Annotated in this window: 31 protein-coding genes; 1 reads left to right on the top strand and 30 read right to left on the bottom strand. The window is 52.7% G+C overall.

All coding sequences use genetic code 11. From position 1 onward, the window contains the following. Window positions 1–185 precede the first annotated feature (185 nt). Window positions 186–377, top strand: a complete 192-nt coding sequence (locus tag ACREYP_RS04990; RefSeq protein ID WP_498881174.1) for a hypothetical protein — start codon at window positions 186–188, stop codon at window positions 375–377. Here ACREYP_RS04990 and ACREYP_RS04985 read toward each other — a convergent pair. The 30 genes from ACREYP_RS04985 to traF form a co-directional block, all read right to left on the bottom strand. Continuing rightward, a complete protein-coding gene (locus ACREYP_RS04985; RefSeq protein WP_498881173.1) occupies window positions 352–780 on the bottom strand; it encodes a tail fiber assembly protein in 429 nt (142 codons plus the stop codon). The genes ACREYP_RS04990 and ACREYP_RS04985 overlap by 26 nt on opposite strands. Before the next feature lies 1 nt (window position 781). After that, window positions 782–1,543: a gp53-like domain-containing protein gene (locus tag ACREYP_RS04980; RefSeq protein ID WP_498881172.1), complete on the bottom strand. Its 762-nt coding sequence runs from the start codon at window positions 1,541–1,543 to the stop codon at window positions 782–784. Window positions 1,544–1,657: 114 nt separating this feature from the next. Then, entirely contained in the window at window positions 1,658–2,356 is a 699-nt protein-coding gene (locus ACREYP_RS04975) for a hypothetical protein (protein WP_498881171.1), read from the bottom strand. Window positions 2,357–2,401: 45 nt separating this feature from the next. Further along, window positions 2,402–3,106 (bottom strand): hypothetical protein, encoded by a 705-nt coding sequence (locus ACREYP_RS04970; protein ID WP_498881170.1) that lies wholly within the window; start codon window positions 3,104–3,106, stop codon window positions 2,402–2,404. Between the two features lies 1 nt (window position 3,107). Further along, window positions 3,108–4,526, bottom strand: a complete 1,419-nt coding sequence (locus ACREYP_RS04965) for a ubiquitin-activating E1 FCCH domain-containing protein (RefSeq protein WP_498881169.1) — start codon at window positions 4,524–4,526, stop codon at window positions 3,108–3,110. After that, a complete protein-coding gene (locus ACREYP_RS04960; protein ID WP_498881168.1) occupies window positions 4,523–4,855 on the bottom strand; it encodes a hypothetical protein in 333 nt (110 codons plus the stop codon). The genes ACREYP_RS04965 and ACREYP_RS04960 overlap by 4 nt, the downstream gene beginning before the upstream one ends. Continuing rightward, window positions 4,852–5,568, bottom strand: a complete 717-nt coding sequence (locus tag ACREYP_RS04955; protein ID WP_498881167.1) for a hypothetical protein — start codon at window positions 5,566–5,568, stop codon at window positions 4,852–4,854. The genes ACREYP_RS04960 and ACREYP_RS04955 overlap by 4 nt, the downstream gene beginning before the upstream one ends. After that, a complete protein-coding gene (locus tag ACREYP_RS04950; RefSeq protein WP_498881166.1) occupies window positions 5,565–6,584 on the bottom strand; it encodes a hypothetical protein in 1,020 nt (339 codons plus the stop codon). The genes ACREYP_RS04955 and ACREYP_RS04950 overlap by 4 nt, the downstream gene beginning before the upstream one ends. After that, the gene (locus ACREYP_RS04945) at window positions 6,584–6,859 is read right to left on the bottom strand and encodes a hypothetical protein (RefSeq protein WP_498881165.1); all 276 of its coding nucleotides are present in this window, start codon (window positions 6,857–6,859) and stop codon (window positions 6,584–6,586) included. Before ACREYP_RS04945 ends, ACREYP_RS04950 begins: the two co-directional genes overlap by 1 nt. After that, on the bottom strand, window positions 6,856–7,572 hold the full coding sequence (locus ACREYP_RS04940) for a hypothetical protein (RefSeq protein WP_172743872.1): 717 nt from the start codon (window positions 7,570–7,572) through the stop codon (window positions 6,856–6,858). Before ACREYP_RS04940 ends, ACREYP_RS04945 begins: the two co-directional genes overlap by 4 nt. Beyond that, window positions 7,572–9,392 carry a hypothetical protein gene (locus tag ACREYP_RS04935; RefSeq protein WP_498881164.1) on the bottom strand — a complete coding sequence of 607 codons (1,821 nt, stop codon included), beginning with the start codon at window positions 9,390–9,392 and terminating at the stop codon, window positions 7,572–7,574. The genes ACREYP_RS04940 and ACREYP_RS04935 overlap by 1 nt, the downstream gene beginning before the upstream one ends. Window positions 9,393–9,515: 123 nt before the next feature. Next, window positions 9,516–10,100, bottom strand: coding sequence for a hypothetical protein (locus ACREYP_RS04930; protein ID WP_498881163.1), 585 nt, complete (start codon window positions 10,098–10,100; stop codon window positions 9,516–9,518). Between the two features lie 2 nt (window positions 10,101–10,102). Beyond that, a complete protein-coding gene (locus ACREYP_RS04925; protein WP_311888627.1) occupies window positions 10,103–10,540 on the bottom strand; it encodes a hypothetical protein in 438 nt (145 codons plus the stop codon). Window positions 10,541–10,543: 3 nt separating this feature from the next. After that, complete coding sequence (locus ACREYP_RS04920) at window positions 10,544–11,938, bottom strand: hypothetical protein (protein ID WP_498881162.1); 1,395 nt, start codon at window positions 11,936–11,938, stop codon at window positions 10,544–10,546. Between the two features lie 4 nt (window positions 11,939–11,942). Continuing rightward, window positions 11,943–12,884: a hypothetical protein gene (locus ACREYP_RS04915; protein WP_498881161.1), complete on the bottom strand. Its 942-nt coding sequence runs from the start codon at window positions 12,882–12,884 to the stop codon at window positions 11,943–11,945. Further along, complete coding sequence (locus tag ACREYP_RS04910; RefSeq protein WP_498881160.1) at window positions 12,868–13,302, bottom strand: hypothetical protein; 435 nt, start codon at window positions 13,300–13,302, stop codon at window positions 12,868–12,870. The genes ACREYP_RS04915 and ACREYP_RS04910 overlap by 17 nt, the downstream gene beginning before the upstream one ends. Continuing rightward, window positions 13,299–13,727, bottom strand: a complete 429-nt coding sequence (locus tag ACREYP_RS04905; RefSeq protein ID WP_322824742.1) for a hypothetical protein — start codon at window positions 13,725–13,727, stop codon at window positions 13,299–13,301. The genes ACREYP_RS04910 and ACREYP_RS04905 overlap by 4 nt, the downstream gene beginning before the upstream one ends. Further along, entirely contained in the window at window positions 13,724–14,206 is a 483-nt protein-coding gene (locus ACREYP_RS04900) for a hypothetical protein (protein ID WP_498881159.1), read from the bottom strand. Before ACREYP_RS04900 ends, ACREYP_RS04905 begins: the two co-directional genes overlap by 4 nt. Before the next feature lie 68 nt (window positions 14,207–14,274). Continuing rightward, window positions 14,275–15,306 carry a DUF2184 domain-containing protein gene (locus tag ACREYP_RS04895; protein WP_498881158.1) on the bottom strand — a complete coding sequence of 344 codons (1,032 nt, stop codon included), beginning with the start codon at window positions 15,304–15,306 and terminating at the stop codon, window positions 14,275–14,277. Window positions 15,307–15,322: 16 nt separating this feature from the next. After that, complete coding sequence (locus ACREYP_RS04890; RefSeq protein WP_498881157.1) at window positions 15,323–16,183, bottom strand: hypothetical protein; 861 nt, start codon at window positions 16,181–16,183, stop codon at window positions 15,323–15,325. Window positions 16,184–16,198: 15 nt separating this feature from the next. Beyond that, a complete protein-coding gene (locus ACREYP_RS04885) occupies window positions 16,199–17,818 on the bottom strand; it encodes an NUDIX hydrolase (protein WP_498881156.1) in 1,620 nt (539 codons plus the stop codon). 18 nt (window positions 17,819–17,836) lie between these two features. Further along, entirely contained in the window at window positions 17,837–18,661 is an 825-nt protein-coding gene (locus tag ACREYP_RS04880; protein WP_498881155.1) for a hypothetical protein, read from the bottom strand. Next, window positions 18,658–20,079 carry an anti-CBASS protein Acb1 family protein gene (locus ACREYP_RS04875; RefSeq protein WP_498881154.1) on the bottom strand — a complete coding sequence of 474 codons (1,422 nt, stop codon included), beginning with the start codon at window positions 20,077–20,079 and terminating at the stop codon, window positions 18,658–18,660. The genes ACREYP_RS04880 and ACREYP_RS04875 overlap by 4 nt, the downstream gene beginning before the upstream one ends. 11 nt (window positions 20,080–20,090) lie before the next feature. Then, a complete protein-coding gene (locus tag ACREYP_RS04870; RefSeq protein ID WP_498881153.1) occupies window positions 20,091–21,422 on the bottom strand; it encodes a terminase large subunit in 1,332 nt (443 codons plus the stop codon). 3 nt (window positions 21,423–21,425) lie between these two features. Further along, window positions 21,426–22,166 carry a protein kinase family protein gene (locus ACREYP_RS04865; RefSeq protein WP_498881152.1) on the bottom strand — a complete coding sequence of 247 codons (741 nt, stop codon included), beginning with the start codon at window positions 22,164–22,166 and terminating at the stop codon, window positions 21,426–21,428. A 96-nt stretch (window positions 22,167–22,262) separates the two neighbouring features. Next, window positions 22,263–22,475 (bottom strand): hypothetical protein, encoded by a 213-nt coding sequence (locus ACREYP_RS04860; RefSeq protein ID WP_498881151.1) that lies wholly within the window; start codon window positions 22,473–22,475, stop codon window positions 22,263–22,265. A gap of 172 nt (window positions 22,476–22,647) precedes the next feature. After that, window positions 22,648–23,094 carry a hypothetical protein gene (locus ACREYP_RS04855; RefSeq protein WP_498881392.1) on the bottom strand — a complete coding sequence of 149 codons (447 nt, stop codon included), beginning with the start codon at window positions 23,092–23,094 and terminating at the stop codon, window positions 22,648–22,650. A 65-nt stretch (window positions 23,095–23,159) separates the two neighbouring features. After that, the gene (locus tag ACREYP_RS04850) at window positions 23,160–23,690 is read right to left on the bottom strand and encodes a lysozyme (RefSeq protein WP_498881150.1); all 531 of its coding nucleotides are present in this window, start codon (window positions 23,688–23,690) and stop codon (window positions 23,160–23,162) included. 2 nt (window positions 23,691–23,692) lie between these two features. Beyond that, window positions 23,693–23,941 carry a class II holin family protein gene (locus ACREYP_RS04845; protein ID WP_498881149.1) on the bottom strand — a complete coding sequence of 83 codons (249 nt, stop codon included), beginning with the start codon at window positions 23,939–23,941 and terminating at the stop codon, window positions 23,693–23,695. A gap of 175 nt (window positions 23,942–24,116) precedes the next feature. Further along, a complete protein-coding gene (gene traF / locus ACREYP_RS04840; RefSeq protein WP_498881148.1) occupies window positions 24,117–24,395 on the bottom strand; it encodes a conjugal transfer protein TraF in 279 nt (92 codons plus the stop codon). Window positions 24,396–24,476: the final 81 nt, after the last annotated feature.

Below are 24,476 nucleotides of genomic sequence, written 5' to 3'. Positions count from 1 at the left end.
TTCAGGGAACGGCCTAGTCGTTCAGCGTGTTCGTGCCTGGGGTTATTGGCGTGGTGGTTGGCACATACTTCTAATCCATTAAATTATCAAAGCAAATATCTGTAGGGGCGTTATAGGCCCCATCAAGTCATTTATGTGGTATACCCTCAACCCTTATTTATCCCTCTCTCACTCAAGGAGATATTATGAACACTATGTTTGTATTGGCATTAATCATGGGCGGCAGCGCCAATAACGAACAACTCTACGTCATTGGCGCTTTTCCATCGCTTCAGGAGTGTCAAAGAGAAAGTGAGACCAGAAGCACTAAAACTGATTGCTTCGTTGTTGAGGATGGAAAATTACGCCCCGTCACTGAGGTTGAGCAGGCCAAGTGAGATCAGGTACAGTCGAGGTGTCGACTGCCTCCAGCTCGTCGAGATAATCAAGCCACGCATTGTATCGAGCTTTCTCATCATCTTTCAGGCGACCCATTGCTGCTTTGCCTGGCCACTGCTTACTGTTCATGTAGTCGTTGGCTTCGGTGATGCGCCGATCTTTCTCTGCGTCAGCTGCTGCAACCAGTTCCTCATGGGTCGGAGGTGGTACATCTACCCAGCATGGCAGGCCATCCTTAGCACCGCGCATCTTTCCCACAGGTGGAATAAGAAACTCATTATAAATTTCGTCAGATACCTCAACAGCATCCCCGGGCCAACTTCCTGCTTTCTCATAATCATCCTTCATTTCGAGTGGATAAAAAGCAAGGGTAGTGGCGCTGAAAACATAGTTATTGTTCATATCAGTTTCCTATTGCGATCCATTTCACCGGAGTTTTAGTTCTTAAAACCGAGCCAGATGTAGCAACCCAGGCTACCAGGTTGAAGTTGACGCCATCAGTAGAGTTAATAGCCACTATGTTAGCGTTATTGACATCGAGGCATGAGCCGATGACCTGGAATATGCTGTTTGGGAATGGGATCGGATAAGCCACGGTAACAAGAGAACTGGTGTCCGTCGAAGCCTGTCCCCATTGGATAATCAGTCCCCCTGGCAATTTTTGCCAACCGGTTGACGCACGGCTTGCCGTAAAACTGGACATATCGGGTATCTGATTCGATCCGGTGCCTACATTCTTAGTTGCCGCAGTTCCCAGACCTAGGTTTGTGAGAGTCTGACTGACAGCCGAAGGCCCAGCTGAGGCTATTTCTGAAAGATTATTTGCAACCTGTAGAGACAATGCAGTTTGTGCTAGTAATGCGAATGAACCGGCAGTCATCATGTTCGCAGCGATGTCGTTTGCTGACCATGCTCTCGCTGGCGTTCCTTCCTGCCCACGCTCTATTGTCATCGTATCGCCTGAGCGGGCAGTAACATGAACAATCTCGGTCAGCGTCCCGGTTGCTGCGTCTACCAGCGTAAGCTTAAAAAAACTCGCTCCGGCAACTGGTGATGGGAACAAATCTCCCGTGCCAGTGTTCACTGTAAGGCTCGTTGCGGTAGAGTTAATCCCCGCAGCAAGTACCGTTTGGGCATTGTTTGCAGCTAAAAGTGTGAGTGCCATTTATCCTCCGGGATGTGGGAAATAAAAAACCCGCACAATGCGGGTTTAATTATTTTCAAACTCATTCATGTTAATTATTAGCAAGATGCCTTGCTAATTTTTTGAATTTCCAAATTATGCCTTTTTACAGTCAAAAGCCTCAATAACTCCTGCTGAACCAAAATCCAAAACATGACGAACAGCGTCTTTATCTGGCTCTGTATACAAATGGTTATCAAATAGCCTTATAGTGTAATAACTTCCATCATAACTGGCATTAACCACCAAAGATCCACCAGGAGACATTCCTGCTCTTTCTCCAGATTCAGAACTGATGACTTTTAGTTTTGGTGAAATTATTTGATATCCGTTTGAGAAAACAAATCCGACAACATCGATATTGTCTTTAACTCCGACACGAACATAGCTAGTATCAACAATTCCATTAGAGAGATGCATTGACACCTTGCAATAAAAAAGATCGCCTTTTTTTACTGGTATTTTTGTCTTTCTTAGATCATCTCTTTCTTTTTTTCGCTTATTGTTAATATAAGCATTGTAATATTCTTCAAACGCGCAATACTCAACCTTTGAATCATAACACTTTGAGATTAGTTTTTTTAAAAAATCCTTTGTTTCCCCTCCATTGGAAAGAAGGGTATTCCGCACCGTATATATATCAACTTTATCTTTTGTTAAATACCCAGGGGCATATTTGGGACTTTCGTTTAAAAGAATATCTCTTTTCTGCTCCAACGTAACAGCCCTGCCACGATCATATGCACTACAACCAGATACTAAAAGAATAAAAATAGTAAAGACAAGCCTACCCATGACGTTACCTTTTAACTAACAGATTGTTAATCAACTTTACACCACTCACCCAACTATAGTCACGCTCACAGGTTGATAAAAAGGCATATGAAGCAGTCCGCTATCAAAGGCCTGCTTGAACAGAGATACATACTCATATTCATTACTCTTAATCAAAACACTGGTGTCCTGATTGAATGCCCTGCTGTTGTATGGCTGGCTGTTATACAAAGCTGAGCTTGTGAGCTTTCTGTACCCCTTCACAATGGATATGCTTGCGCCGTTTCCAGAGAAAAGAACCGATATACTCCAGCGCTGGTCATTGACTACATCAACCCCATCAGCCCCAGTAAGAAAGCGCATGATTCGGCGCTTGAGCCACGGAATTGTAAAGTAGTAACCATCACCTTTGTAGAAATTCCACGTCATGATGCGCTTAAACAGATCATCTGAAACGATTACCTGTTCTGACTGATTTACCACCCTTCTACCATTGAATGGTAACTGGTTGAACGGGATTGTGTTGTACGGGCCGAAAACAGATTGCTTTCCACTGACTAGCACCGGTGGCTTAACGCCATAAATCCCCCTGGCAATCCATTTTAACTGGTCACCTGCATTATACCCGCCGACAAATATCGGAAGATTAGCGTTAATCATCCATGAATAAATATCCTGGGCCATGGAGTTATACGCAGTCACGAACGCCTGGAGATCATCATCGTCGTTATACTGCGTATACAAGTAAGACTTAATGATATTTTCAAGCATATTATATTCCGTCCACGATAATCCCGTCGGAGGCAATGAACCAGTAACTGTAAGGGTCGCCACTGATGATGTTGGTCCCGGCATCCACAACTGTGATTACACCATTCACCGTAATAATAACGTTCAGTGTTGAAATCAGGCTCATATCCAGCGTGCTATTAATTGCCTGAAGAAAGACATCCTTGACGTTATTGATGTTCATCGGCTTTCCAGCGAATATGCCGTTTACATAGTCGATAACCGGTTGCGACACCAACGAAGCGATAGTTGCGTCAGTCAGATAGTTGGCACTTTCCGTAGCCCACTCAAACTTGATGGTTACCAGTTGCTGAAGCGGGGTAACAAACGGGATGAGATAATTGTCAGGCCAGTCGTTTATCGACACAACGTTATTTCTGAGGTTTGGGGTAACCAATCCTCCACCAGTCCATGATCCTGACGAGGTGGTATTTATGCCAATGGAAAACGTGTGAGGCGTCAGCACTGTAATTGTCAGGGGGACGTTATTGATGCCGGACATACCCAGTACGCCAGTGATATTGATTACCTGATTGGTAGAAAATCCGTGCGTGATATCTGTCGTCACGACTCCGGGGTTGGCATTTGTGATGCCTGTGACGTTCAGGTCGGTGCCTTTCAGCCTGCTGATATCGCCTGCTGATTTGTAAATTGCGCCAGCAATATCATAAATATCGCCACCGCCGCACATGATGATCCAGGATGTTCCGCTCTGGACCACTGAGACCAGGCGGCCCTGTACGTTGTCAAGGTCAGTCAATTTCTGGCGGATAAAGCCTGGATAACCCTGAACGGTGGACATCTGCGCCTGCCATACACGTTCTCGAAACTCGTAATTGGTCTCCGGCGCGCCTCCTGGCGTTCCCGCCACCGGGTTCGTGCAGGTCAGGGTAATGTTAGACGGCAGGCTGGTCAGTATCTGGTTAACTGTTCCTGTAGGCACGGCCCAAGAACCGGTGCTTGTTGCAATGGCTGTTACCATCGCGCTAACACCTGAAGACAGAATTACTGTCGCGTCGGCGATCTGGTAAGTATACGTGCCGTCGCTAACCAGAAACCCCTGCGGTATGACGAATCCTGCCGGTCCGCTAAACGTCACAGGAACGGTAGTCGACCCCTCTGTTTTTTGTGCGCTTATTCCTGCCTGCTGCGCCAGGAGGTTCAGCATGTACATATTCGCTTTCAGCGGGCCAACAGAGTTGATGAGGTCGACGCGGATCTGGTCGGCGATAATCAGTGCGCCCACATCAGTGCCGACGATATCCTCAATAAGGGAGCCAGGCAGATCGGTGGTGATTCCCGGTGATAACTCAGTGGCCTTTGCAACAAGCTGGCTACGCAGATCTTCAGCAGTTTGCGGAACCGGACCCGATGCGTTATAGCTTACGGACAAATCACTCATACGTTCACCGTTGTGATAATTTTAGAACCGGCGTTCGTTATCGCCGAAATGTTGTATACGGGAGGGTCATCACTCACCAGAGCGATCTGCAGTGATGAAAAATACTGGCTAAATTGCCGTTGAAGCCTGTCGACATAATAGGTTGGCAGTACCTGCTGAATGACTGAACTCTGCGACGGGATGCCGTTGTTTGCAAAAAACGGTGACTCCTGAGGTGCCAGCTTCAGATTCTGTATCAGCGTCGTAAGATAGATGGCATCGTTGAAGCCATTTTCATCCGGCACCACCAGCACCCACTTGCCCTCTGCATTTCTCCCGTAGGTTCTCATTGCGTGATACTCCCGTTGAAAGTAGTAGTTGGAACGCCAGTGTTTGAACCTCCATTACCATTTGAGTGCTGATGAGAATTCAGCCATGCAATCAGAGTGGCCCATCCAGTGTGCATGATCTCCGGGCTGGTGCTGGCGGTTGAGTCCTGCAGCTTCCCTGTCGTTCCCGTGATGCTCCACATGCCCTGAGTAAGGGTGAGTACCGTGCTACCTACCGTAACCTTAAACTGATCCACAGCGGCGATTGTCACGCTGTCAGGCGTTAGCAGAAACGTCGTGTTGCTTTCCTGATCCCTGATAGTCACACCCTCAGGGCCGTAAATAGTGACAACGTTGCCGTCGACGGCTTCCCATTCGGTGTTACTGATCGGAAGGTATACCAGGGCGCTCAGGTTGCCCGGAGGGGTTAGATCAGCGACACCGCCGCCCTGCCCGCTTACTCCGCCCAGATAAGTGTCGGCAGGAATGACAACGCCTTTGTCCCCCGGCTGCATTGGATAGCGGATGTACTGCGGGCCGAAAAGCGGAATGGTGACATCCGGAAAAACGTATGGCGTATCATGCAGCTCGAAAGACACCGTGACCATGTTGCCTTTTTGCTCAACAATGCTGGCTGGAAGTATCTTCCCGGCCGCCTGGAAAGCCTCATTAAACTTCTGCTCGGCGAACCTGTTCATGTTCCGGCCGAAATTAAGCTTCTGGTCGACGCTCATTTTGTCTTAACCGCCTCCGCCGGGTATGCCTCAATCACAGTGATCCACGCTTCGGCTGTTGGCTGCCTGCTGTTACCCAGCAACCTCACCGATTGCACTACAAATTCACCGCTAAAGGCTGAGTCATCGCGAAACTGCGAGTAAGAAGATGCCTGAATCATTGGTCTGGCCTTCTCAGGCATCAGGATGTGGTCGCCAGTCTGGAGGTCTGCACGCATAACGCAGATGACGCTGACAACACCAAAGCTGATCCACGTTGGCTGACCTATCAGGTCATTGAAATTTATCTGGACAGGATTTTTACTCCTTTCCGTCGCACTGGTTTTCGAACTCCGATCTGGATGATTAGCGTAATCGTTATCCCACACCCGGATTTCATTGCCGTTCACCACGGCAATTTCCACACCTGTGTAGCCAGGGTCTTTAATGCGTGATAAAGAAAACGCTCTCAGGTTTTTTGCAAGCTCAGTTAGGGATCCGCAAAACATAGGCCGATCGTAATTCAGCGTGAGCCTGTCGCTGATACTGATGTTCGGTGTAAAGCCGCCCATCGTCATAAAGCACTGCGCCATCGCTACTGACAATTTTTGCCCAACAGACCATGGCATGGTCACTTGTAGCGGAATCATTTGACCGCGTGCCGTGGTATTAACCGGACCCGACACGATGATGAAATCCAGCCGCAACTCTGTTCCCTGCCAGTTTCCGAATACCTGGAAAACAGTGCCCTCTATGGCAAGCTTTTTATCCCATACGCCCGCCAGCGGCAGCCCTTTGGACATGCCAGCAAATACCTGTATTCGCTTACCGTACAGATTCTGTCTGGCCTGCTGCATTTCTTTTGGGCCAATACCCCATACGGTAAGATGCGTTTCCCCTGCTGGCGTGGATTCACCAAAGCGCATGATGTCGAATTCCACCATCAGCGCGCCGGGGTTAAAAACTCCATTTTTCAGGCTTGAATATTGCTGGATTAAGGTATCGCCATCAAAAATGTTGATTTCGTAGTAGCGCATCAGCTCGTTACCTCAATCTGCCCGTTCTTTTCACGCCAGATCATGGTCGTCGATGTGAATACTCCATTCAGGAGGTTTATCCCACCAGTGGATGTCGAACCTACAACGGCAGTATTCAACACCTGATTTCCGGCGCTATTGGTGATCAGTAAATACCAGCGCTGCGCGGCGATGTTCCACTTCATCTGGCAGGAGTAAACCATCCCGTCCAGAACCGGCGAGAACGTCATGCTCTTCCTTTCAAGCCCGGTAAACGGATAATTGACGGTGCTCATATGCCAAATACCCCCTGAAGCTTGCCAATCACGCCCGTTATTGCCTCGGTTACCGAGCCACCGAGCGATGTGTTACCAAGAGCGCTTACGGTATTTGTCCATGCACTGCTGTTGTTCTGGTCACCGCCGTCAATTTTGCTGAGGAAGCTGTTTACGGCCTGGTCAGCTGCGGTTTCGGTAATAAGTGGTTGCTCGAAATCCCAGAGCCAGGAGCGCTGAGGGAGCGGGTCATTACCGGTAGAGTTGTCCTTAACCGTTTTCAGTATGCAGTTGTTATAGATAAGTGACGGCGTGGCAACGATGTAAGTCCCGCCCAGGTTGGCATGCGCCTGCAGTACTGCCTGAAGCGAGCTCATGGTTACCAGTTTGGTCATGGCTCCGGTATTCTCGTTCACCGGCGCATCCATCATCAGGCTTACCCTTAACGGCTGAGCCAGAAGCGCGTTCGCCGCGACGGTCTGGTTGGCGAACGGGTAACGTGCGATGTCATAGTCGACCATTGTCGAGCCCTGAACAGGACGCCAGTGACAGAAATATTTATCCAGATCGATAAGGTTGATTGCCCCACCGATCAACCCGGTAACAAAGCTGGCGCTCTGTGTGAGCGCCACTATGGGCAGCATGCCGCCGGGGATAGCCTCCGCAACTCCATTGCAGAGGATAACCGGGGATATTTCAAACCCAAGCCGATAGAGTTCGCGAGTAAATGCCATTATCTAGTCACTCCAAGCTGTGATGATGAAACGATGGCATTCCCACCTGTGTTGTTGAATATCTGGATGACCGCGCCCTCGCTAACCCGGTTTCCGGCCCCCTCTTTCGTGGACATGGCTGAAATGAGTTTTGCCAGAATTGCAGGGTCATTGAGGTTCAGTCTGTCGTTAGCGCCAATCCCAGTCGTTTTAACGACGTGTCGGATATACTCCGCTGTGTCGTTCTCGTTCGACGGTGCCCATTTTTTCGCTATATCGGTGACCGTGTTGATGCCGCGGGTACCAAAAATTTGTAGCTGTTTCGCCGATGCCAGCACGCCCTCATCGAGCGTTGGGAACACCGCAAATTTCCCGCTCTTGGTGTTGTGCGTGCCGTACCCCTCTGCCCATCGCAGATTGGTCGGGTTATTGAACCTGTCAGCGATCGTCCTGCCTTTCGCGCCGACATCCGCAGGGGTTGGGTCGACAGGCTTAACATCGCCACTGGAGAAGAATCTCTTGACGCCCTTCAACCATCCCCACACCCGCGGGTCATCTTCAGAACCCGGTGTGTAAGTCTGGCCAGTCTTCGGGTCAGGGACTTTATTGTTGCTCAGTATTGAGGATCCGGAAGTAACATCAGATACGGAAATGTCGGTTTTGCCCACGATCCAGTCGTAAACCTTCCCGATGAGTGTCCCAAGCTTTTGAATGCCAACCATGAAGCTGTCGACGTCCTTGGTGAACTCAGGCGATGCCAGATAATTCCCCAAGCGCTCAATGCCGCCTGCCAAACCATCAATCCACTTACCCAACTCTGGCGACTGCAGAACCGTATCGATGGAACCCGACAGCGCGTCAGAAAGCTTGCTCAGTTGCGGGGTGAGTGGACCAAGCCCGCGCACAAACGTGTTACGGATGCTCTGACCACTGTAATCCAGCTGAACGTTGAAATCCTGCCACTGCCGCGCCTGCTGGTCGGTGATCTGCAGTAATTTCGCATCCTTCTGTGCCCGGCGATCCATCGCATCAATTTCTTCATCGCTCATGTTTTTAAAGCGATTCAGGTCATCCAGGCTGAAAAAGTTCGTCAGCCCGTAGGCGTTTGCCCCCTGAAGGGTGCTGCCGTTTTTGACAAAGATATCTCGCGCATTGCGAATCAGTTGCGGCAAGAGTTTCGCCGGGTCCTGGTCTGGGTTGTTAATGCCCATGGCCTGGAACTGCCAGCGCTTTGACAGATCCATCTGGCTGTCACGGATAGCGCCCAGCGTTGCTGTCGGGTTGCCGAGTGCCTTCTGGTAGTTAATGGCTGCCGAGTCCAGCGCGCCGATACTCGTCCCAATCCCGAGCGAGGTGAACCGCTGAGAACCGGTTGTTGCCGCCAGGCGGTTTAGGCCGAAAAGACCACCGACTCCCAGCACGCCGGTGAACAGGCCAACGATACCGCCCCATGACAGCAGGCTTGTTGTGGCATCCCTGATGTGCCCGGCCAGCGACTTCGCGTCCTTCGTGGCGTCACTCAAAAACCCCTTTGATGAGCGGGTTTTCTTGTTGAAGTCTTCCTGGCTTTTATTCGCCCGATCCAGGCTGTCGGTAAGCCGATCAAGTCCGCTGTTTATCGACAGAATCGCGCTTGCCCCATCAGAAAAAGCTTTAGCCAGAAGGTCACCCTCTGTTTTTGCTTTCGCTGTCTCTTTGGTGGCATCCGTGGCCCCATGCGCCAGCCCGCGCCATGCTTCAGGAAGGTCCTCAAGTGCAGCCTGATATTCTTTGAACTTCTCCATAAATGCGACAAACTTGTCGTCATTTACGTCAATATCGACAATAGACTTAGCCACCATTGAAGGAACCCCTGTCTTTTAGCGCGGAAATGATGTAACGCTGGCGGTACTGCGCCGGGCTGGCAAACTCTTCCCCTGTTATTTCCCTGATAACCCGCCAGAATCCCTCATTCGACGCCCAGTCTAGGAGGGTATATATGACGTTTCCGGCGGGACATTCGGGGTCTGGGTATCGCCAGGCGGATTCGATGTCAGCAACGAATCGCGGAACGCCGTAACGCTCAATGATACGAGTTGCCCACCGAACATGCCGATCACTGCTCCCACCGTCGGGGCGATCAGATGGGCTTTCTGAATGGCAGAGGAAACCATAAAAAAAACCACCTCACCTTCAACTTCGCGGTATTCGTCAGGGGAGATGATCCCCTGCTTCATGGCGGCGTCGAATGATGTTGTTTTCCAGGTTCCGCCGTCATTCCAGACCACTGACGTAAGACGCTGAATCTCATCAACAATGGTTGGAGCCTGCTGGTTAGATTCGCCCCTCAACTCCTTCTCGCGCTGTAGATTTTTACGTAGCATCATCGCAGCGACACGCGCTGCGCCCAGGCCGCCGACCTGTGAGATGAAGTTGGTGAACAGGTTGCCCAACAACAGGCAGTGCTCTTCAACCACCTCATACGGGAACGGGGTAACATGCAGGTACACGATTGACCCGTCTTCCCTGGTGATGTTTGTTACCAGATTGAGTTTTTTATCAATTTTCACAATCAAATCCACATGTTGTCGTTAGCAAGTATATAACCGCTGATAGTCGCCACATACCCGGCATCCATACCGGTAAACGGCAGTTCGTTGAAGTTCACCAGGTAAGCGTTAAGCACGGTGAAATTACTGAGTGTGGTGGCATCCGGGGTAATCACTACTTCACCCAGCGCCGTGTCGGTGGCAAAACGGTTTTTGTAGCTGTCGCTCAGGCCCTGGGTGCGCAGCAGATGTACGGTGACGGTCACCTGCTGATAGGGTGCCTGGCTACCCACGGTGCCGGTCATTGTCGGAATGATGTCCGTAGCTGCGCCATCAGGGCGCATACTGATGCCATCCTTACCCAAATAAGAGGCGGTGATGTTCAGCGCCGGAACGTCAGTTACTGATAATCCGCCGCGTACACGATTAAGGAATCCCTGCGGTACTAATGGGTTTGCCATTTTTTACGCCCCTACAAAGTTGGTTACGTTCACGTTAAACGTGATGGATTCGAAGCCGCGGCGCGGCGTCATTACGGCGCTCAGACCGTTATACTTGCCATCGGCGTAATCGGACGGGTTCAGGCTGGTGTAATTCGCGAACGGCACGGCGTTGATCACCGCGTTACCGGCATAGGTGCCTTTCTCGTATTCGGTGTTGAAATCCTGCTGTGACAGGCCGGTACCAATCACGCGACCGAGAATCAGACCATAGCTGACGCCGTTACGCATGGTTTTGAGTGCGCGACGCTGCAGGCGGTCGATACCGTTCTGCTCGTAATACAGCGGGTTAACGGTGGTATTGGAACCATTGATAACCTCGTTAGCCAGATCGAGCTCAAGGTTGATCGCGGTCCAGGCAACGGCATACCAGTAGTTGAACGGGTTACCGTCCAGCATGTGGCCTGCCACCAGCATTTTGTTACTCAGCCCGCCTTCCGCCGCTGTGCCAACATAGTTGATGCTGTTGTCCTGCATCGCTTTCAACAGCGCGCCGTTGCCCTCTACAGGGTATTCCGTTACGCCGTAGCCGAACCGGTACGCCATCGGCGGCACCATGTTCGAAGAACCAGGATCGTTTGCCAGGGAGGACTGGAACCAGGCAGCCATGGAAAACTCGCCTGCAGGGATATTGGGGGATTCGACACCTGCAAAGACCGATTTGTTTTTGGTGGCAACCCATGCCTGGTAGGTGGCGATCGTGGTGGTTACGAAGAAATAAACCAGTGACGCCGGGCTGGTATACAGTCCCGTCAGGGTTTTGAACGTCGATTCGTCGTCCCACTCGCGCGGCACCAGGTACGAGAAGAACTTCTGGTAGGTGTTACCCAGAGAAGTATCTTCTGTGATGAAGTTAGCAAGCGCGGCAACGGCAGCGGTAGCAGTCACATCGCCCAGCTCAAGAACGTACACTGCGCGGGTTGTGCCCTGGGCCCAGTATGTCGTGTTCATCTGCAGTATTTCAGTTGCAGCCACAGTCTGTACTGAGCCCATTACCGTTGCGGTACCTGGGTCTGTTGCCAGCGGATAGGTAAACGCCGTGGTGGTTGTCACAGTGGCGTTAACCGCGCGATTGTAGCCGGAGGGGGTAACACCCGAGACGATAAGCGGGATTGTGTCGCCAATAGTCCATCCGTGCGCAGCAGAAAGCGTGACAGTGACAACGCCGGTCGCCCATGCGATTGACGCGATGGTTTTCGCCGGTGATGCAATGTCGCTCAGGTCAGTTTTCGATGTCAGCAGTTGATACTCACCCGCAGCCAGTGTCGTTCCGCCCACAGAGATCATAGCGCCAGACTTAAGCAGCTGAGAGGGCTTCGGTGGATTGGTCACCGATACGTTAATGTTAACAATTGCCATTTAGTCATTTCTCCGGGTAAATGGACGGAATTGCAGACGTGATCAGCTTACGGGCGACGTTGCGCATCCTCTGCTGGTAATAATTGACTTTGAATTTGATGGTTTTTCTCATGGCGATGATGTTCAGCTCGTTCTGCGTGACGCGCTCGTCCTGAACGACCGGGATATTCATCACGCCCATTTCTGCGTCATCGCCGAGCGTGTACTGCTGCACATACCTGACGAAATCCTCTACGCCAGCATTCCGCAGGCCTGTGATGGAAATAGTTACGTCCTCCGAAACCAGTTGATACTGGTTCTGGTGCTCATCGAGGTAAAAGCTGCCGGCGATCGGCGCGGTGTTACTGCACTTCACCGTTGCATACGGCGGAGACAGGTTCTGCGTCGACAGCATGGCAGGGAACATAGGCATGTACTGGCTCAGCGTCAGCCATACAGGTAATGAGCTCGAAACCACAACGTCCGACAGGTCGATATCGTCGGCAGAGTTGATGATCTGCGAGCGCATGTAGGGGAATATTGCCTCCCCGGTGTAATGGTAGAGGTTGGCCGGTTCGTTCAGCCCGGTACGCCGGGAGAATGAAAACTGGAGGCCAAAGAACTCGCCGATATACAGGACATCAGATCCGATGTCGTTGAACGGGTCGATGTCCGCCTGCGCGGTAAACGTCACGACGTTACGATCGTAGAGCTGTTCATCGTCCTGGATGGTTTCGGTCGTAAGGTGCAGATAACCTTTGACGTTGACCGTGTCTGGCGCGTTGCTTGGGTCGTCAGACAAAACAGACGCCTTTACCCAGAACACGAAACCATCGAGGGGCAGCACCTTGCGGATATACTTAGTGAACGTGACCACCTGAAAGCGGCTCAGGTCATCAAGCCCCTGCGTCAGCGTGGCGTTAAGCTCGGTTTTTGCAGTTTGCTGCAACTCATCCAGGGAAGGCATTTAACACCCCGCTCACCCAGGCGCGCATCGCGGCCTGATAGGTTCCGGTATCGATGAATGACGGCCGCGGCGGCCCTTTTTTGTTTTTGAATCGCCGGGATATACCCTCCAGCGCGCGGCGCGTAGGCACGCCCGGCAATCCGTTCATTTCGGTGTTGTCGAGGAAGGCGACAAACAGGTCATGGATCCGTGACATCGACTCTGCCAGAGGGTCTTTAGTTGGCGGTGCGTCGGCCATCATATTCTCAAGCGACGCGGCCAGGTCGTTCGCCATCAGGTCTGCGATGTCGTTGCTGTACCTGTCGAAAAACGTCTGCATGATCTGGTACTTTTCCTCCAGATACTCGGCGACGTCTCCTGTCGTGGTGTTCTCGTCCTCATACGGGACATCAATCACTCCCAGGTGGAAGGTGATCATGACAGCCCCCAAAGGCTGCCGAACTGCTGGGCGATCATCAGGTACCGGCGTCCCCATGGATCCTGTAACATCTGCAGGTCAGCCAGTGACAGGTCTTTGAAGAAGTCCGGTACCAGGCGCTGAGCGCTGGTTGAGTTATCCCCGGCACCAGTAATCACGCCAGCTTTGAAATCGTTCAGGCCATACGTTTTCCTGAATTCAGCAAATACCGATTCGGTACCGTAGTTGACAAGGAAAGACGCGCCCAGGTTGTACACGGCAATGGTGTACAGGTTCGGCGTGACGCACGCGATATCAGGGTTTACCCACTCAACCGCGCCGCCATACGCCAGGGTGAAAGACGGCGAGTCGTCGGGAACCTGCGCGGCGGTCACGCCCATGTCAGTTCGAACGAATTCGATGAATCCCGACAGGCTCGTTGTCATTTTTTCTTGCTCCCGGATTTTTCAGTCACGATGGTTTCGTTAACCGTCGGGGTGTCTTCGCTGTCTTCCCGGCCTTTCGCCTGCTCAGCGCTGACTTCCATCTCGCCGGAATAGCCGGTACCGCTTTCGCGCAGAGAGCTATCCAGAGCCGCTACGGATGCCTGTCGGCGACCATGCGCCCCGCGGGTAAGATGAATATCGTTATCGCGGATTGTTTTTTCGATTACCGGCGCTGATACAGGCTTGTTCAGGCTGTAGCACAGGCCGACGAACGCCTGACTCTGGTCAATTTTCGTCGAGTCAACCAGTCCGTAAACCTGGTGATGCTGCACCACTGCATCAACTTCTTCAGTTGTGCCATCCAGCACCATCATCTGATCGCCGTGGTTAATCGGGATCTGAATAAGGCGTCCGGTCTCGAGCTTGCGATAGGCGAAAATCTGGCGCTGCTTGGTGGTGTTAGCGATATAGAGTTTCATTGGTTACCCTCGTAAAAAAGCCCCTGCTGAGTTTCCCCGGCAGAGGCTTAACCACTTCAAAGAATGGATCAGGCGCTGTACGCCATGGACAGGATGGTGATTGCTTCCGGACGAACTGCCCAGCCTGCGGTAGAACGCATTTCGGACAGAACATCGATGGCACCACCAGCGATCGGCGTCGGAATCTCGCGCGGCGCGGCCATGTCGGTAAACATCAGCGCGTTCGCGGCAAGAGACGGGGTCAGCTTGGCGAATTCGTTGGTGTTCACAGTCGAGTTGACCATTGGCACTTCGACTTCAGGGATGGTGATCACCACCGCGTCGGTACCGCCAGCACCAGCGCCGATCAGGGTATCGTCATACACCCAGTCAACCTGGACGTTTGCTCCTTTCAGCACTTCTTTCACCGTGCCGCCGACGGTGTCAGTACCACCACCAGGACGCTGGTAAGAAGTCAGTTGAACGATCTGCTGAATCTCCATGGCACCGAGGGCGCGCTGCGGCCCCAGGATAACGACGCGCTGCTGGCGACCCAGCTGCATGGTGCGGGTCAGTGCGGCCTGTACGTGACCCAGCAAATATACCGCCATCTGGCCGTGGTCATAGGTCAGCACAGTGGTGTTACCGTTGCTGTCCGGAGGCAGGGACTCGGTAGTCGCGCCAGCGGTGTTCAGCAGCCCTTCACCGCCAGCAGGGTTCATGCCGTACAGCAGAGCAGAGCGCAGTTGCTGGAAAATGCCCTGACGCATGCCCAGGCGCTGAGCTTCCGGCAGTGCAAAGTTCCAGTTACCGGCAGCAGCCATATCATGGTGATCGTAGATACCACGGCAGCGGAACAGGTAGGTTGGGGTGGAAATCATCTTCGCATCCAGCGCAACACTTGGCAGCTGGTTACCGTTACCGGACTGGCTGGAAGTGGTCTGGGTGCGAATGTCCAGGCGGCGCATGTAGACGTACTGATCGCCTACGCCGAGACGGACTTGCGGGTTGCCGCTGGCGATGGTTTCAAACGCACCTGACGCCTGCTGGTAACCAATGATCATCTCCGGCGCGATGTACGACGGATTGACGATGGTGTAGCTGGGGGTAATTGCAGCCATTTAATTCAGCTCCCGATTAAAGTAAGACCAGCGCGCAGCTGTCGGTGTTGTTCCAGGTCAGGAAGCCCGTCGCGCTGTCATAGCTGACAGTCTTGGAGTTGCCTGATTCGATGGCGAGCACTTTTACCGGCAGCGTGATGTCGGAAAGCGTAACTGCGCCGATGGTGCCCTGCGTGGTTGCAGCGCCGCCTGGTGCAGTTGCCGGGGCGTAGGTGAAGGTCGTTGCGTTCACGACTGACAGCACGACCACAGTGCCGTTGTACGCTGCAGGAGCGACGCCACTGATTTTCACGTATTGACCAGCTGTCAGTCCATGAGCTGAAGCGGTTACTGCTGTCGCCACGCCATTGGCATAGGTCACCGCGGTTGTCGCAATATCGGAACCAGCGAAACCGGCCGCTGCCGCGGTGGTGATCTGGTTGTTCACGAAATCCCAGGCCAGCGGGGTTTTCACTGAGGCGCCAGAGGTGCCCAGCGCGACAACCTGCGCAGAAGCTTTCAGCGGAACGCGCATGTTGGAGCCCAGGCGGTAGTACGAAACGCTCATGCCTGATGCGTACAGCGGAACCGGTGACTGCGGAGTGGTCAGGCCGTTGTGAGCCTGATTGAAGACGGTGAAGCCTTCCAGCTCGGCGACAGACACAGCGCGACGGATGTATGAACCGCGCGGGCTTGAGCTGGTGCCGGGCAGAAGCTCTGCAACCGGCAGGCCGCCCCACAAAGGTTTGGTTTCCGTTGCCGCCACAGTGCCCGCAGCCAGGTTAAAGCGGTTGGCCGGGTCATCGAGCGCCACGCCCTGAATATAACCGTCGGACTGCACACCGAAGGAGCCCAGCGCGTTCGTGGTTGCCATCGGGTTAAGAGATAAGATAGCCATGCTTGAGAGCTCCCGTTAAGCCTGGTTGTTGAAACTGGTGACCTGACGCTTGCCGGACTGGAACGGAGCCCAGGTGGCAGCAGGATCGCCTTCGAAGGTGCTGATCTGGCGACCGGTCGCATCAGCGCGTTTAATTTCGCGCAGCATGCCAGGGCCAACAGACAGGCTTGCCGATTTCTGCGCGTCGGCGTAGATCGTCTTCTCGGCCACGCTCAGCAGGGCTGAGTCAGCGATAGAGGACAGGTCGACGGATTTGAAGTCAGGCGAATGCTCCTGAAGCTGGATCATCAGACGGCGGCGATATGCCAGCGGCTTTTCACCAGACAGCGGTACCGGCGCGCGCTTGCCGAAGCATGAGAACACGCTATCAGCCTTCACCTGTGCATCGGCGACTTCGTTGCGCTCTTCATCGCTCAACTCGGTTGGGATGCGGGAGCGCAGGTCGGCAATTTCCTGGCGCAGCTGAGAGTCAGCTTTTTCTTTCGCCATACGTTCCGCCTCTTCTGCGTCGGCCTTCTCTTTGGCTTCTGCGTCTGCTTTTTCCTTCGCGGCTTTCTCTTCCGCGTCAGCTTTGGCTTTCGCCTCTTCAGCCTCTTTTTCCTCAGCATCAGCCTTTTCTTTCTTAGCTGCTTCATCGGCATCGGCCTTGGCTTTACGGTCTGCTTCTTCTGAGTCAGCCTTAGCCATGCGTGCGTCAATCGCCTTATTGATTAGCGCTACGATTTTTTCCTCGTCCATCTTTTCAGCCTCGTTTGGAATGGAATCAGATTTAACACCAGTAGGGGCAAGGAGCTTGTCCCATACGCCCTGTTCACAAATTGCAACGTGGTCGAGCAGCTCGGGGGATGGCTCCACCAGTAGAGGCTGACCGTCGATCTCAATGATTGAATCGGGAACCTCAACAAATTTTACGGTTGGTGAGGTGCTTAACTGCCTGGTTGCCATGATTTCGGCAGCCTCGGCGTCATATACGCGTGCAATTGCCCACACCTCACCATTGTCAGCAACCCAACTATTTGTCAGGGTGCCAATAACGCGTTTTGCGAACTCATTGCTATCAAGCGTATTTTTCTCCGGGTGCAGCCATATGAGCGGTAGCCCGGCAACTCGCTGGAGAAACTCTGGGGTGAGATAGTCGTCCGGGTTACGGAAGGCCATCTGTTGATCTGCAGAGCGCCAGGTAACCCCTGTTCCGGTCACCCGGATTGCGAACATCCACATGTTGATAAAGAATTGCGGGCTGCTTAGTGTTCCGTCAGCGATGAGCGCGGCCACTTCGGTTTCATTGAGCGCCTGCTGCACCAGCATCTCAGCGAAGGGCTGATGAAGCGGTTTGGGCAGGTCGTCAATGTGAAACCATCCGGCGGCCAGCGACTCGTCGTTAAGCTTCGCCTCGAACCTCTCCGGCACTTCAGCGCGAAACGTCAGATAATCACCGTATACACTGTGTGGGGTCAGCGGGCCATCGTACTGATAACCCGCCTCTTCCAGCACTTCGCGGCGCGCGGCATCAATCGCCAGCTCGCCCGGCTCTACCATGCCGCCAGGCGAACACCACGTACCATCATCCGAGCGCTGGATCAGGAAGACGAACTTACCCTGACGGAACATTATCCCGCTGCCAAAAATAGCCACGTTTTAATGCTCCTATACTTATTTCATAGACGCCATGAACTTCTGCCCCTTCTGGGTCAGCATGTGTTCAGGAACACTCCGGAGGTTGTACAGATAGGTTACGTAACACCGGCAAAAAACCTCTTCACCGGGCTGTGTAATTTCATCAAGGTACCCGGAAGGCCCCACCTTCACGTAACCGTTTTTTTGCGCCCAGTTACCGCGGATGAGATAGACCACCTTATCGCGCTCTTTGTGATCTTCCCGGTAGTCATAACCTGCCTGCCGCCAGTGACTATGCCACTCTGCGGCTATGGCGTTATTACTGGCAGCTATGATGTTGTCGATGTTTGCAATGAGTTTATGGTTCTGATCAATCATCACCCGGCGCGCTTCAAAATCAATTTGCAAGGCGCTTTTCTGAATGTGATCACAGTTGTAATTAACCCCGCTTTTGGAGGATGGCGACAGTCCACCTCCAACGTAATCCTGCACAGGGATGCTGGTAGCCCACCCACTAAATCTCTGGACTGTTTTGTTTATCGCGCCTGTACGGTTTAACTTAATTAAGTCGGCGCTAGCCAGGATGCGTCTATCAAGCTCGCTTCTTAACTTCGGCTCCATGTAATTCAGAGTAAAGCGAGACAACCCTGGATGCCGATCCAGAGCCTTAGCCCTGTTAATCTGCATCTCATAAGTTGATCGAAGCTTGTCTGACACCCTTGATATGTAGTCATCATGGGTTTCGCTTTCTGCCGCCTGACGAATAATTCCCTGCCATCGCTCCAGCTCCTCTCTAGAGGTATAGCCATTGCGCAAGAAGAATTTAACCGCCTCCCTTACTGTTCTGGAGAATTTGCTCATAGCATCATCCCGCCGCCAGGCTCTTCAGCTTTAGGCGGCTCCGGCGGTGGGTTTTCTTTCAGCGAGTCGTAATCGAGATTAAGCCGCTGAGGGAATAGGTTCTCATTGGCGTTGGCGTTTTCACACGCCCACTCGATTAGCGTCGCGCGGTTTTCTGGGTCCGCAGTGAGCTGCGGCAGCACCACTTCCAGCATGCTGACGATCGCCTTAAATCGCGTTTCGTCGACCTTCACCTTCTCGCTTTCCGGTTCTTTCAGAGAGGACGGCCAGCGATATTCGAAGTTGTTTATCCAACTCGCGAAATACACGCTGTAGGTATTTTTCAGCTCCGGGAAATCGGCGCGAAGCGACTGAAAGAATTCAATGCTCCAGGCGCGGTACTGGCATACGCGGATGAAGAAAGCATAAAGCTGATCAAGCCACTCGCGGATATTATCGATGTACACCGCGACGGACCGGGCATCTTCAGTGCCTTCACCGAAGCCTTGGGCGAACGTCTCAGAGTTGAGGATGATCGCTGGCATGTCTGCGGCGGCGGCTACGTTCTCCAGAATGTGATTTCTTGCAGAATCGAGAGGATCTTTCAGATTGCTCAGGTCAATGGATTCGACTGTGTCATTTTCACCGATTTGCAAAACCTCACCAGTTTTCCCTCTTTTCAGCATCATGCGCTTAATGCCGCTGAGCTTCTGCATCATGTTGTTGACGACAGAACTTGGCCCCTTGATTTTCGTCACCAGCAGGCCGCCTTTCACCGCAACCATATCGTCGGTACGCATGGTCTGGATGAAAGACTTCAGCGGGTAGAGAGCGCGCTGGTACACGCTGCGACCGGTAAACCCGAACGCCGCAGGGTTGTACGCCAGATAAATCGGGTCCTCGTTCTGTACGACAACACAACGTGATTTGTGGTACGGCTTACCAGCAACCCGAATGCCTTCGACCTTCTGGAAGTCCTGCGCGTTCGGGTCCTGATTCAGCACAATGCTGCCCGCGGTGTTCAGCGGGTCCAGAATGTTAAAGCTGACGTTGTGCTTGTACAGCGTGCGGTAGTCCAGCGATTCATTCGGCTCCTGGTTATCCACCAGCATGGCGATCGCTGATACTCCGTAAATTCGGGCGATGCGCGCGGCGTTGGCGATGTGCTGGTTAGCACCCATCGCTTTCCATTCGCGCTCGAACGCGTCGCGTAGGCGCTGCTCAAGTCCATAGGACTGGGCAACATGCACGGTTCGCGGCTCATTCATCGCCATTTTAATCGGGCGATCCACCATCTTGCCGCCCAGCGGGTGGTAGAGGTAAACCGTTTTGCAGGTCTGATAACCAGCCGTGGATCCTGGCTGGATATCGTCACTATCCAGCAACGCCATCAACTCTGAGTGAGAGCAGCTGCCGATTTCGAAATCGTCTTCGTTCATTGGTTCTCTCGTCAGATTGCGTCGCCACTGCCGAATGCGATAATCAGCCCGTAGGTGTAACAGTCGAGTAAGTCGTCGGCGCGCTTATGAGCTTTTTTGTCGGCAAGGTGGAATCGGGAAACCTGCTTGTGCAGATGGTTTGCTGTCTCGCCTTTGAAGACTGCTGTCTTCTCGTAGGCGTGTCGGGATATTTTCGCCAGGCCGCGGTAGTGGTAACCGGAGGCCATAATGGCGCGTTCGTCCTTTCCTTTGCTGGTGAGTGCGGACTCAATTTTGTTGACCGGCCATCCCAGGCTTTCACCTTTCTGCAGTAGGATGCTGCCCATGCTGGCGTCTTCGATGAATACGCCCAGGCTGCCGTTGATGGCAACGCACTGCCCGGAAAGCTCGTTGAGGCGGTCGAATACCGACGGCATCCACGTTTCCAGCAGCGCGCCGTCAATCTGCACGACGTCCCAGTCCAGAATGGTGAGGCGCTGGATGCCGGGCCGGGTGTCGACGGCGTAATACACCACCGCCGTTCCGTCATGCTCTGAACCACCTTTGACGGCGGTATCCATGACAGCGAAAACGGCCTGGCACATTTCAGGGTAATCGACAGGCTGATCCTGATTCTCACCCTCGAACCATTTGCGGACGTCGAACAGCGAAGCGGCAGACCAGTCGACGAACTCGGCCAGAAACTCCTGGCGGAAGACGCGCGGGTCGTTGTTGGCTTTCTCCTTCTCCAGTTCTTCCGGCGGAACGAACGGGTTGGAGGATGTCGGCGCGTGATGCTCAATAAAGCCGAGGCTATTGTCGTGACAGATGGCGTAGAAGAAATTCTCTTCGTCCACCCCGTCAGGCGTTGAAAATACGTAGGCCCGGCCCTTAGTCGTCAGCAACGTTGGCTTAATCGACTTGGGCCAAATTTCCCTCAGCATCTCTGGTGACTTGGTAAACGCCGCCTCGTCAATCAGGATGATTTCGTATTCGCGGCCACGGCCAGCCAGTTTGTTATCGTTGGTGACCCAGAAGTCGATCTTCCCGCCGTTCTTCAGCAGCAGGCGTTTCTCCTGACGGCTAAAGCTTTTCTTAAGAGGCAGCAGGATTTCTTCGAGCTTGTCGTAAATCTCCTGATACTGGCGATACTCTGCGGTGAAGATACCGACGCGGCCGCCCAGCTCAATGTCCATGCCCGGGCGCTTAAATGGCGCAGTGGCATAGGTCACAGCAGCACTGGACAGCATGAAGGTCTTACCCCAACGGCGGCCACATCGAACCGCGTGAAGCTGATCTTCCCAGGAGTCAGACCAGACCTTTAACTGCCCGTCATGCAGAGTCGGGAGGTAAATGTCGGCCATGATTTATCTTCCTGGTATCGGCAGGGTGTTGTGTACGACGATGGCGTTGTCGCTGTCGCCGTCCTTCAGGATGTCGATTTCCATTTCCACCTTCTCCGTCGCGACAACGCGGTAAGCTGCATCCGTCTGCAATTTAGCGATGGAGTTTTTGGTGTACTCCAGCGACTCAATGCGCTGCGTGTTGCGGTGCATGGCTTTCTGTGCAGACGAAATCAAATCGTGAAGGTCTTTAGCTGCTTCGCCATTAGCGGTCTCAAGCTCTGTCTGCCAGCGACCGATGTTCTCCGCTGCCGTCAGGCTCGCCGCGCGCAGCCAGAACAGTTCATCATCCAACGTGAGTGACTGGGCGTCTTCGGTAATAGCGTCAGAGAGAAGCATCCTACGACCGTAGCCGCCGTGCTTGAGCGCGTGCTGGTTGCCGGGGGCGAATGCATTAATCGGCGGAGCATGTCGGGAACCGCGTATCGGTTTCGCGTCTCGGGATTTTTTGGCGCTGCCTGTTTCACGGGCGGATTTTTTCACCTTCCCGACTTCACTGACCTCGCCCTTTCCCTTTTGCGAATTCGCATTTTTTTTCGCAGGTTCTTTCTGCGATTTCGCACCATACGACGTTACTTTGATGTAGCGTTTCGCAGATGAGTAATTCAGTCCCTGAGCCTGGCACCAGTCTTTGGGGGAAATACCTGTTTTGGCATGCTCGGCGAGGAACTGGTGTTGCAATGCTCCCCAGTCCGGTTTTGCCATTGTAATTCACCTGTCATTAGAGCCATTACGATGGGCCTACCCATGATGATGGCAATAAAAAACCCGCCGGAGCGGGTTACTAATCAACTAAAAACATTATTCATCATCATCGCTTTCCAGCGCGTCTTGGATGGCATCAGCCAAAGAATTAATCTCTGATGCTACTTTTTGCAGATCATACTCAGTTTTAACCCCAGTATATGCCGAAGGCGCACTAACAGAGGCTTTCGCTATCTCTAATGCAGCTTCCACAGCCATAACTCGACGCTCTTGATCTGATGTTAATCTAGCGAAGTAATCTTTTAACATATCATCTCCATTTGATCGGCCTACCATCGCGGTAAGTTCAAATGTTAAATGGGGTTAAGTATTAAACAAATCAACAGCGTCAATGAAATGTTTTATTGATTCCATAATGTGGGATTGCCGATAAAATAAGTGTTGCATTATCGAATCCCCTCAGCGAAAAGCCCCGGTAATGCTATTTTCTCTCTGCCTCAATTTGCCTGATTCCGGCCAGCTGGCTATTCGCTTTATCGATAGCAGCCAGTAACGGCTTTATCCAAAGCACAGCCTGGCAATACGTCAGGCCGCTGGCGGCAGCGGGGGTAAAACTGGCTGCGTCAGGCTGGCCGGAATCGGCGTGCATTGCGCTGGCACGTAAACTGTTCGTGTAGTCGAGCAGCCCACCAGCAACGTCAGCAGGAACAGGCAGATCACAGGTTTTGTCACGGCGTAAAATCTCCCGGTATTCGATGACCGTTTTCTCGGTGCCGGCATCAATCAGTGAATTGTGTCGGTCGGTGTAGTCTGCGATCTGATTAAAGCGGTTCATGTTGAAAGCCTGGGTAGCAATAACCTGCCTCTGGCCATCGACTTCTTGCTCTGCTTTTTCTGCCCTGGTGCGCTGCTCGCTAACCTGCCCCATCAGCACGAAAATAATGATTCCGGAGAGCAGCAGCTCAACGCCCACAAGTAACCAGGTTTTCAGCGTCATTTATCCAGCCCCCAGCATGCCAGTTCGGACTCCTGGTCACGGCGTAGAACCTGCCCGTAGCAATTATTCGAGCGAATCCGACAATCGCGGCCGCCGTCATACGTCCAGCGCTTTATCTCTGCGCATGCGCCGTGCCGGTCACCAGAATTGAGCTTTCGCCAGAATGTCGATGGCAGACATTTACCGGGGCCGATGTTCCAGGGGCAGAAAGAAGCGATGCCGACTTTTTGAGGCTCAGTCAACGGCACTCGAACATTTTTCTCAACCCAGGCCAAAGCCTTTGCCTGCTCTGCTTTATCTATTTTGTCGCACTGCTGGCGCGTCAGCTGCATGCCCTTAACAACCTGCTTACCGTCAACGCGAGTCACACCGCCACAAATCGTCCACACGCCACCAGCATCAGGGTAAGCAACCAGGCTGGTTCCTTCTTTTTCATCCTGGAACTGCCCCATGAGTACCGGCGCAGTGGCACCAGCAGCTAACAGCCCAAGCATGGCCGCGCTGAGTTTGCTTTTCGTTGATGCCATGGTTAATCGTCCTGCGGTGGTGCGGTGACATATCCCTTCTTCAGGGCTTTCTCATATGCTTTTGTCTGTCGTCTTTTGAAGTAAAGGTTCGTCAGGTAAGTAGCCAGGCCGATAAGAAAGCCGCCTATTACTGCAACCTTGTTCCAGTCGAGGTCGTGCAACCATTGCAAAATGCCGCCTCCACAAATAAGACTGCCGGACACGCAATACGAGATTGCGGATGCAATTTTGTCTGGCATATATCGGATCATCTCATTCTCCTCGCTTTGATGCGGGAGCTGTGTGTGGTGTCAGAGCACCGGTGATGCACTCCGGGGCCGGAATAAAAAAGCCCGCGGCGCGGCGGGCAATATGAGGGTATGGCAATGAGCCGAATGGCTCTTTTAATTGGCTCGAAATGTGAGCCGAATATATTGAAAGTGTGCTTTAGCTTCTTCCATATACGAAAAAGCCACCCGAAGGTGGCTCACTGTTCAGCGTCAGAGGAATCCCCGCCTTCGCTTTTAAAATAGCGTTATCATCTTTCAAGCGATCGACCTGGTCTCTCAACCGATCGATTTCCTTATTGGCGTTGTCTCGGTCACGCTGCAGACCTTTAATGGCTTCGCCTTGGGACGCTTGTACTTCTTTAATGGTTTGGACCGCAGCATCCGTATCATCAATCGTGTTGACAATACGCACTGCAAAGAACGTTACGATAGCCATAAGCAAACCAACCATCGTTGTTAAAATCCAGACCCTTACACCGGAAGCAGAGTTATCAGAGGCTTCTATATGAGATTCCTT

It is taken from the genome of Enterobacter sp. TMH.L2 (assembly GCF_050847315.1).
In the GTDB taxonomy this organism is placed as follows: domain Bacteria; phylum Pseudomonadota; class Gammaproteobacteria; order Enterobacterales; family Enterobacteriaceae; genus Cedecea.
This window is presented reverse-complemented; position numbering and strand designations above follow the sequence as displayed.

Excerpts from the sequence above, each read along its gene's own strand:
- ACREYP_RS04990 (WP_498881174.1), top strand. The coding sequence starts at position 186 with ATGAACACTATGTTTGTATTGGCATTAATCATGGGCGGCAGCGCCAAT.
- ACREYP_RS04985 (WP_498881173.1), bottom strand. The coding sequence starts at position 780 with ATGAACAATAACTATGTTTTCAGCGCCACTACCCTTGCTTTTTATCCA.
- ACREYP_RS04980 (WP_498881172.1), bottom strand. The coding sequence starts at position 1,543 with ATGGCACTCACACTTTTAGCTGCAAACAATGCCCAAACGGTACTTGCT.
- ACREYP_RS04975 (WP_498881171.1), bottom strand. The coding sequence starts at position 2,356 with ATGGGTAGGCTTGTCTTTACTATTTTTATTCTTTTAGTATCTGGTTGT.
- ACREYP_RS04970 (WP_498881170.1), bottom strand. The coding sequence starts at position 3,106 with ATGCTTGAAAATATCATTAAGTCTTACTTGTATACGCAGTATAACGAC.
- ACREYP_RS04965 (WP_498881169.1), bottom strand. The coding sequence starts at position 4,526 with ATGAGTGATTTGTCCGTAAGCTATAACGCATCGGGTCCGGTTCCGCAA.
- ACREYP_RS04960 (WP_498881168.1), bottom strand. The coding sequence starts at position 4,855 with ATGAGAACCTACGGGAGAAATGCAGAGGGCAAGTGGGTGCTGGTGGTG.
- ACREYP_RS04955 (WP_498881167.1), bottom strand. The coding sequence starts at position 5,568 with ATGAGCGTCGACCAGAAGCTTAATTTCGGCCGGAACATGAACAGGTTC.
- ACREYP_RS04950 (WP_498881166.1), bottom strand. The coding sequence starts at position 6,584 with ATGCGCTACTACGAAATCAACATTTTTGATGGCGATACCTTAATCCAG.
- ACREYP_RS04945 (WP_498881165.1), bottom strand. The coding sequence starts at position 6,859 with ATGAGCACCGTCAATTATCCGTTTACCGGGCTTGAAAGGAAGAGCATG.
- ACREYP_RS04940 (WP_172743872.1), bottom strand. The coding sequence starts at position 7,572 with ATGGCATTTACTCGCGAACTCTATCGGCTTGGGTTTGAAATATCCCCG.
- ACREYP_RS04935 (WP_498881164.1), bottom strand. The coding sequence starts at position 9,392 with ATGGTGGCTAAGTCTATTGTCGATATTGACGTAAATGACGACAAGTTT.
- ACREYP_RS04925 (WP_311888627.1), bottom strand. The coding sequence starts at position 10,540 with ATGGCAAACCCATTAGTACCGCAGGGATTCCTTAATCGTGTACGCGGC.
- ACREYP_RS04920 (WP_498881162.1), bottom strand. The coding sequence starts at position 11,938 with ATGGCAATTGTTAACATTAACGTATCGGTGACCAATCCACCGAAGCCC.
- ACREYP_RS04915 (WP_498881161.1), bottom strand. The coding sequence starts at position 12,884 with ATGCCTTCCCTGGATGAGTTGCAGCAAACTGCAAAAACCGAGCTTAAC.
- ACREYP_RS04910 (WP_498881160.1), bottom strand. The coding sequence starts at position 13,302 with ATGATCACCTTCCACCTGGGAGTGATTGATGTCCCGTATGAGGACGAG.
- ACREYP_RS04905 (WP_322824742.1), bottom strand. The coding sequence starts at position 13,727 with ATGACAACGAGCCTGTCGGGATTCATCGAATTCGTTCGAACTGACATG.
- ACREYP_RS04900 (WP_498881159.1), bottom strand. The coding sequence starts at position 14,206 with ATGAAACTCTATATCGCTAACACCACCAAGCAGCGCCAGATTTTCGCC.
- ACREYP_RS04895 (WP_498881158.1), bottom strand. The coding sequence starts at position 15,306 with ATGGCTGCAATTACCCCCAGCTACACCATCGTCAATCCGTCGTACATC.
- ACREYP_RS04890 (WP_498881157.1), bottom strand. The coding sequence starts at position 16,183 with ATGGCTATCTTATCTCTTAACCCGATGGCAACCACGAACGCGCTGGGC.
- ACREYP_RS04880 (WP_498881155.1), bottom strand. The coding sequence starts at position 18,661 with ATGAGCAAATTCTCCAGAACAGTAAGGGAGGCGGTTAAATTCTTCTTG.
- ACREYP_RS04875 (WP_498881154.1), bottom strand. The coding sequence starts at position 20,079 with ATGAACGAAGACGATTTCGAAATCGGCAGCTGCTCTCACTCAGAGTTG.
- ACREYP_RS04870 (WP_498881153.1), bottom strand. The coding sequence starts at position 21,422 with ATGGCCGACATTTACCTCCCGACTCTGCATGACGGGCAGTTAAAGGTC.
- ACREYP_RS04865 (WP_498881152.1), bottom strand. The coding sequence starts at position 22,166 with ATGGCAAAACCGGACTGGGGAGCATTGCAACACCAGTTCCTCGCCGAG.
- ACREYP_RS04860 (WP_498881151.1), bottom strand. The coding sequence starts at position 22,475 with ATGTTAAAAGATTACTTCGCTAGATTAACATCAGATCAAGAGCGTCGA.
- ACREYP_RS04855 (WP_498881392.1), bottom strand. The coding sequence starts at position 23,094 with ATGGGGCAGGTTAGCGAGCAGCGCACCAGGGCAGAAAAAGCAGAGCAA.
- ACREYP_RS04850 (WP_498881150.1), bottom strand. The coding sequence starts at position 23,690 with ATGGCATCAACGAAAAGCAAACTCAGCGCGGCCATGCTTGGGCTGTTA.
- ACREYP_RS04845 (WP_498881149.1), bottom strand. The coding sequence starts at position 23,941 with ATGATCCGATATATGCCAGACAAAATTGCATCCGCAATCTCGTATTGC.
- traF (WP_498881148.1), bottom strand. The coding sequence starts at position 24,395 with ATGGCTATCGTAACGTTCTTTGCAGTGCGTATTGTCAACACGATTGAT.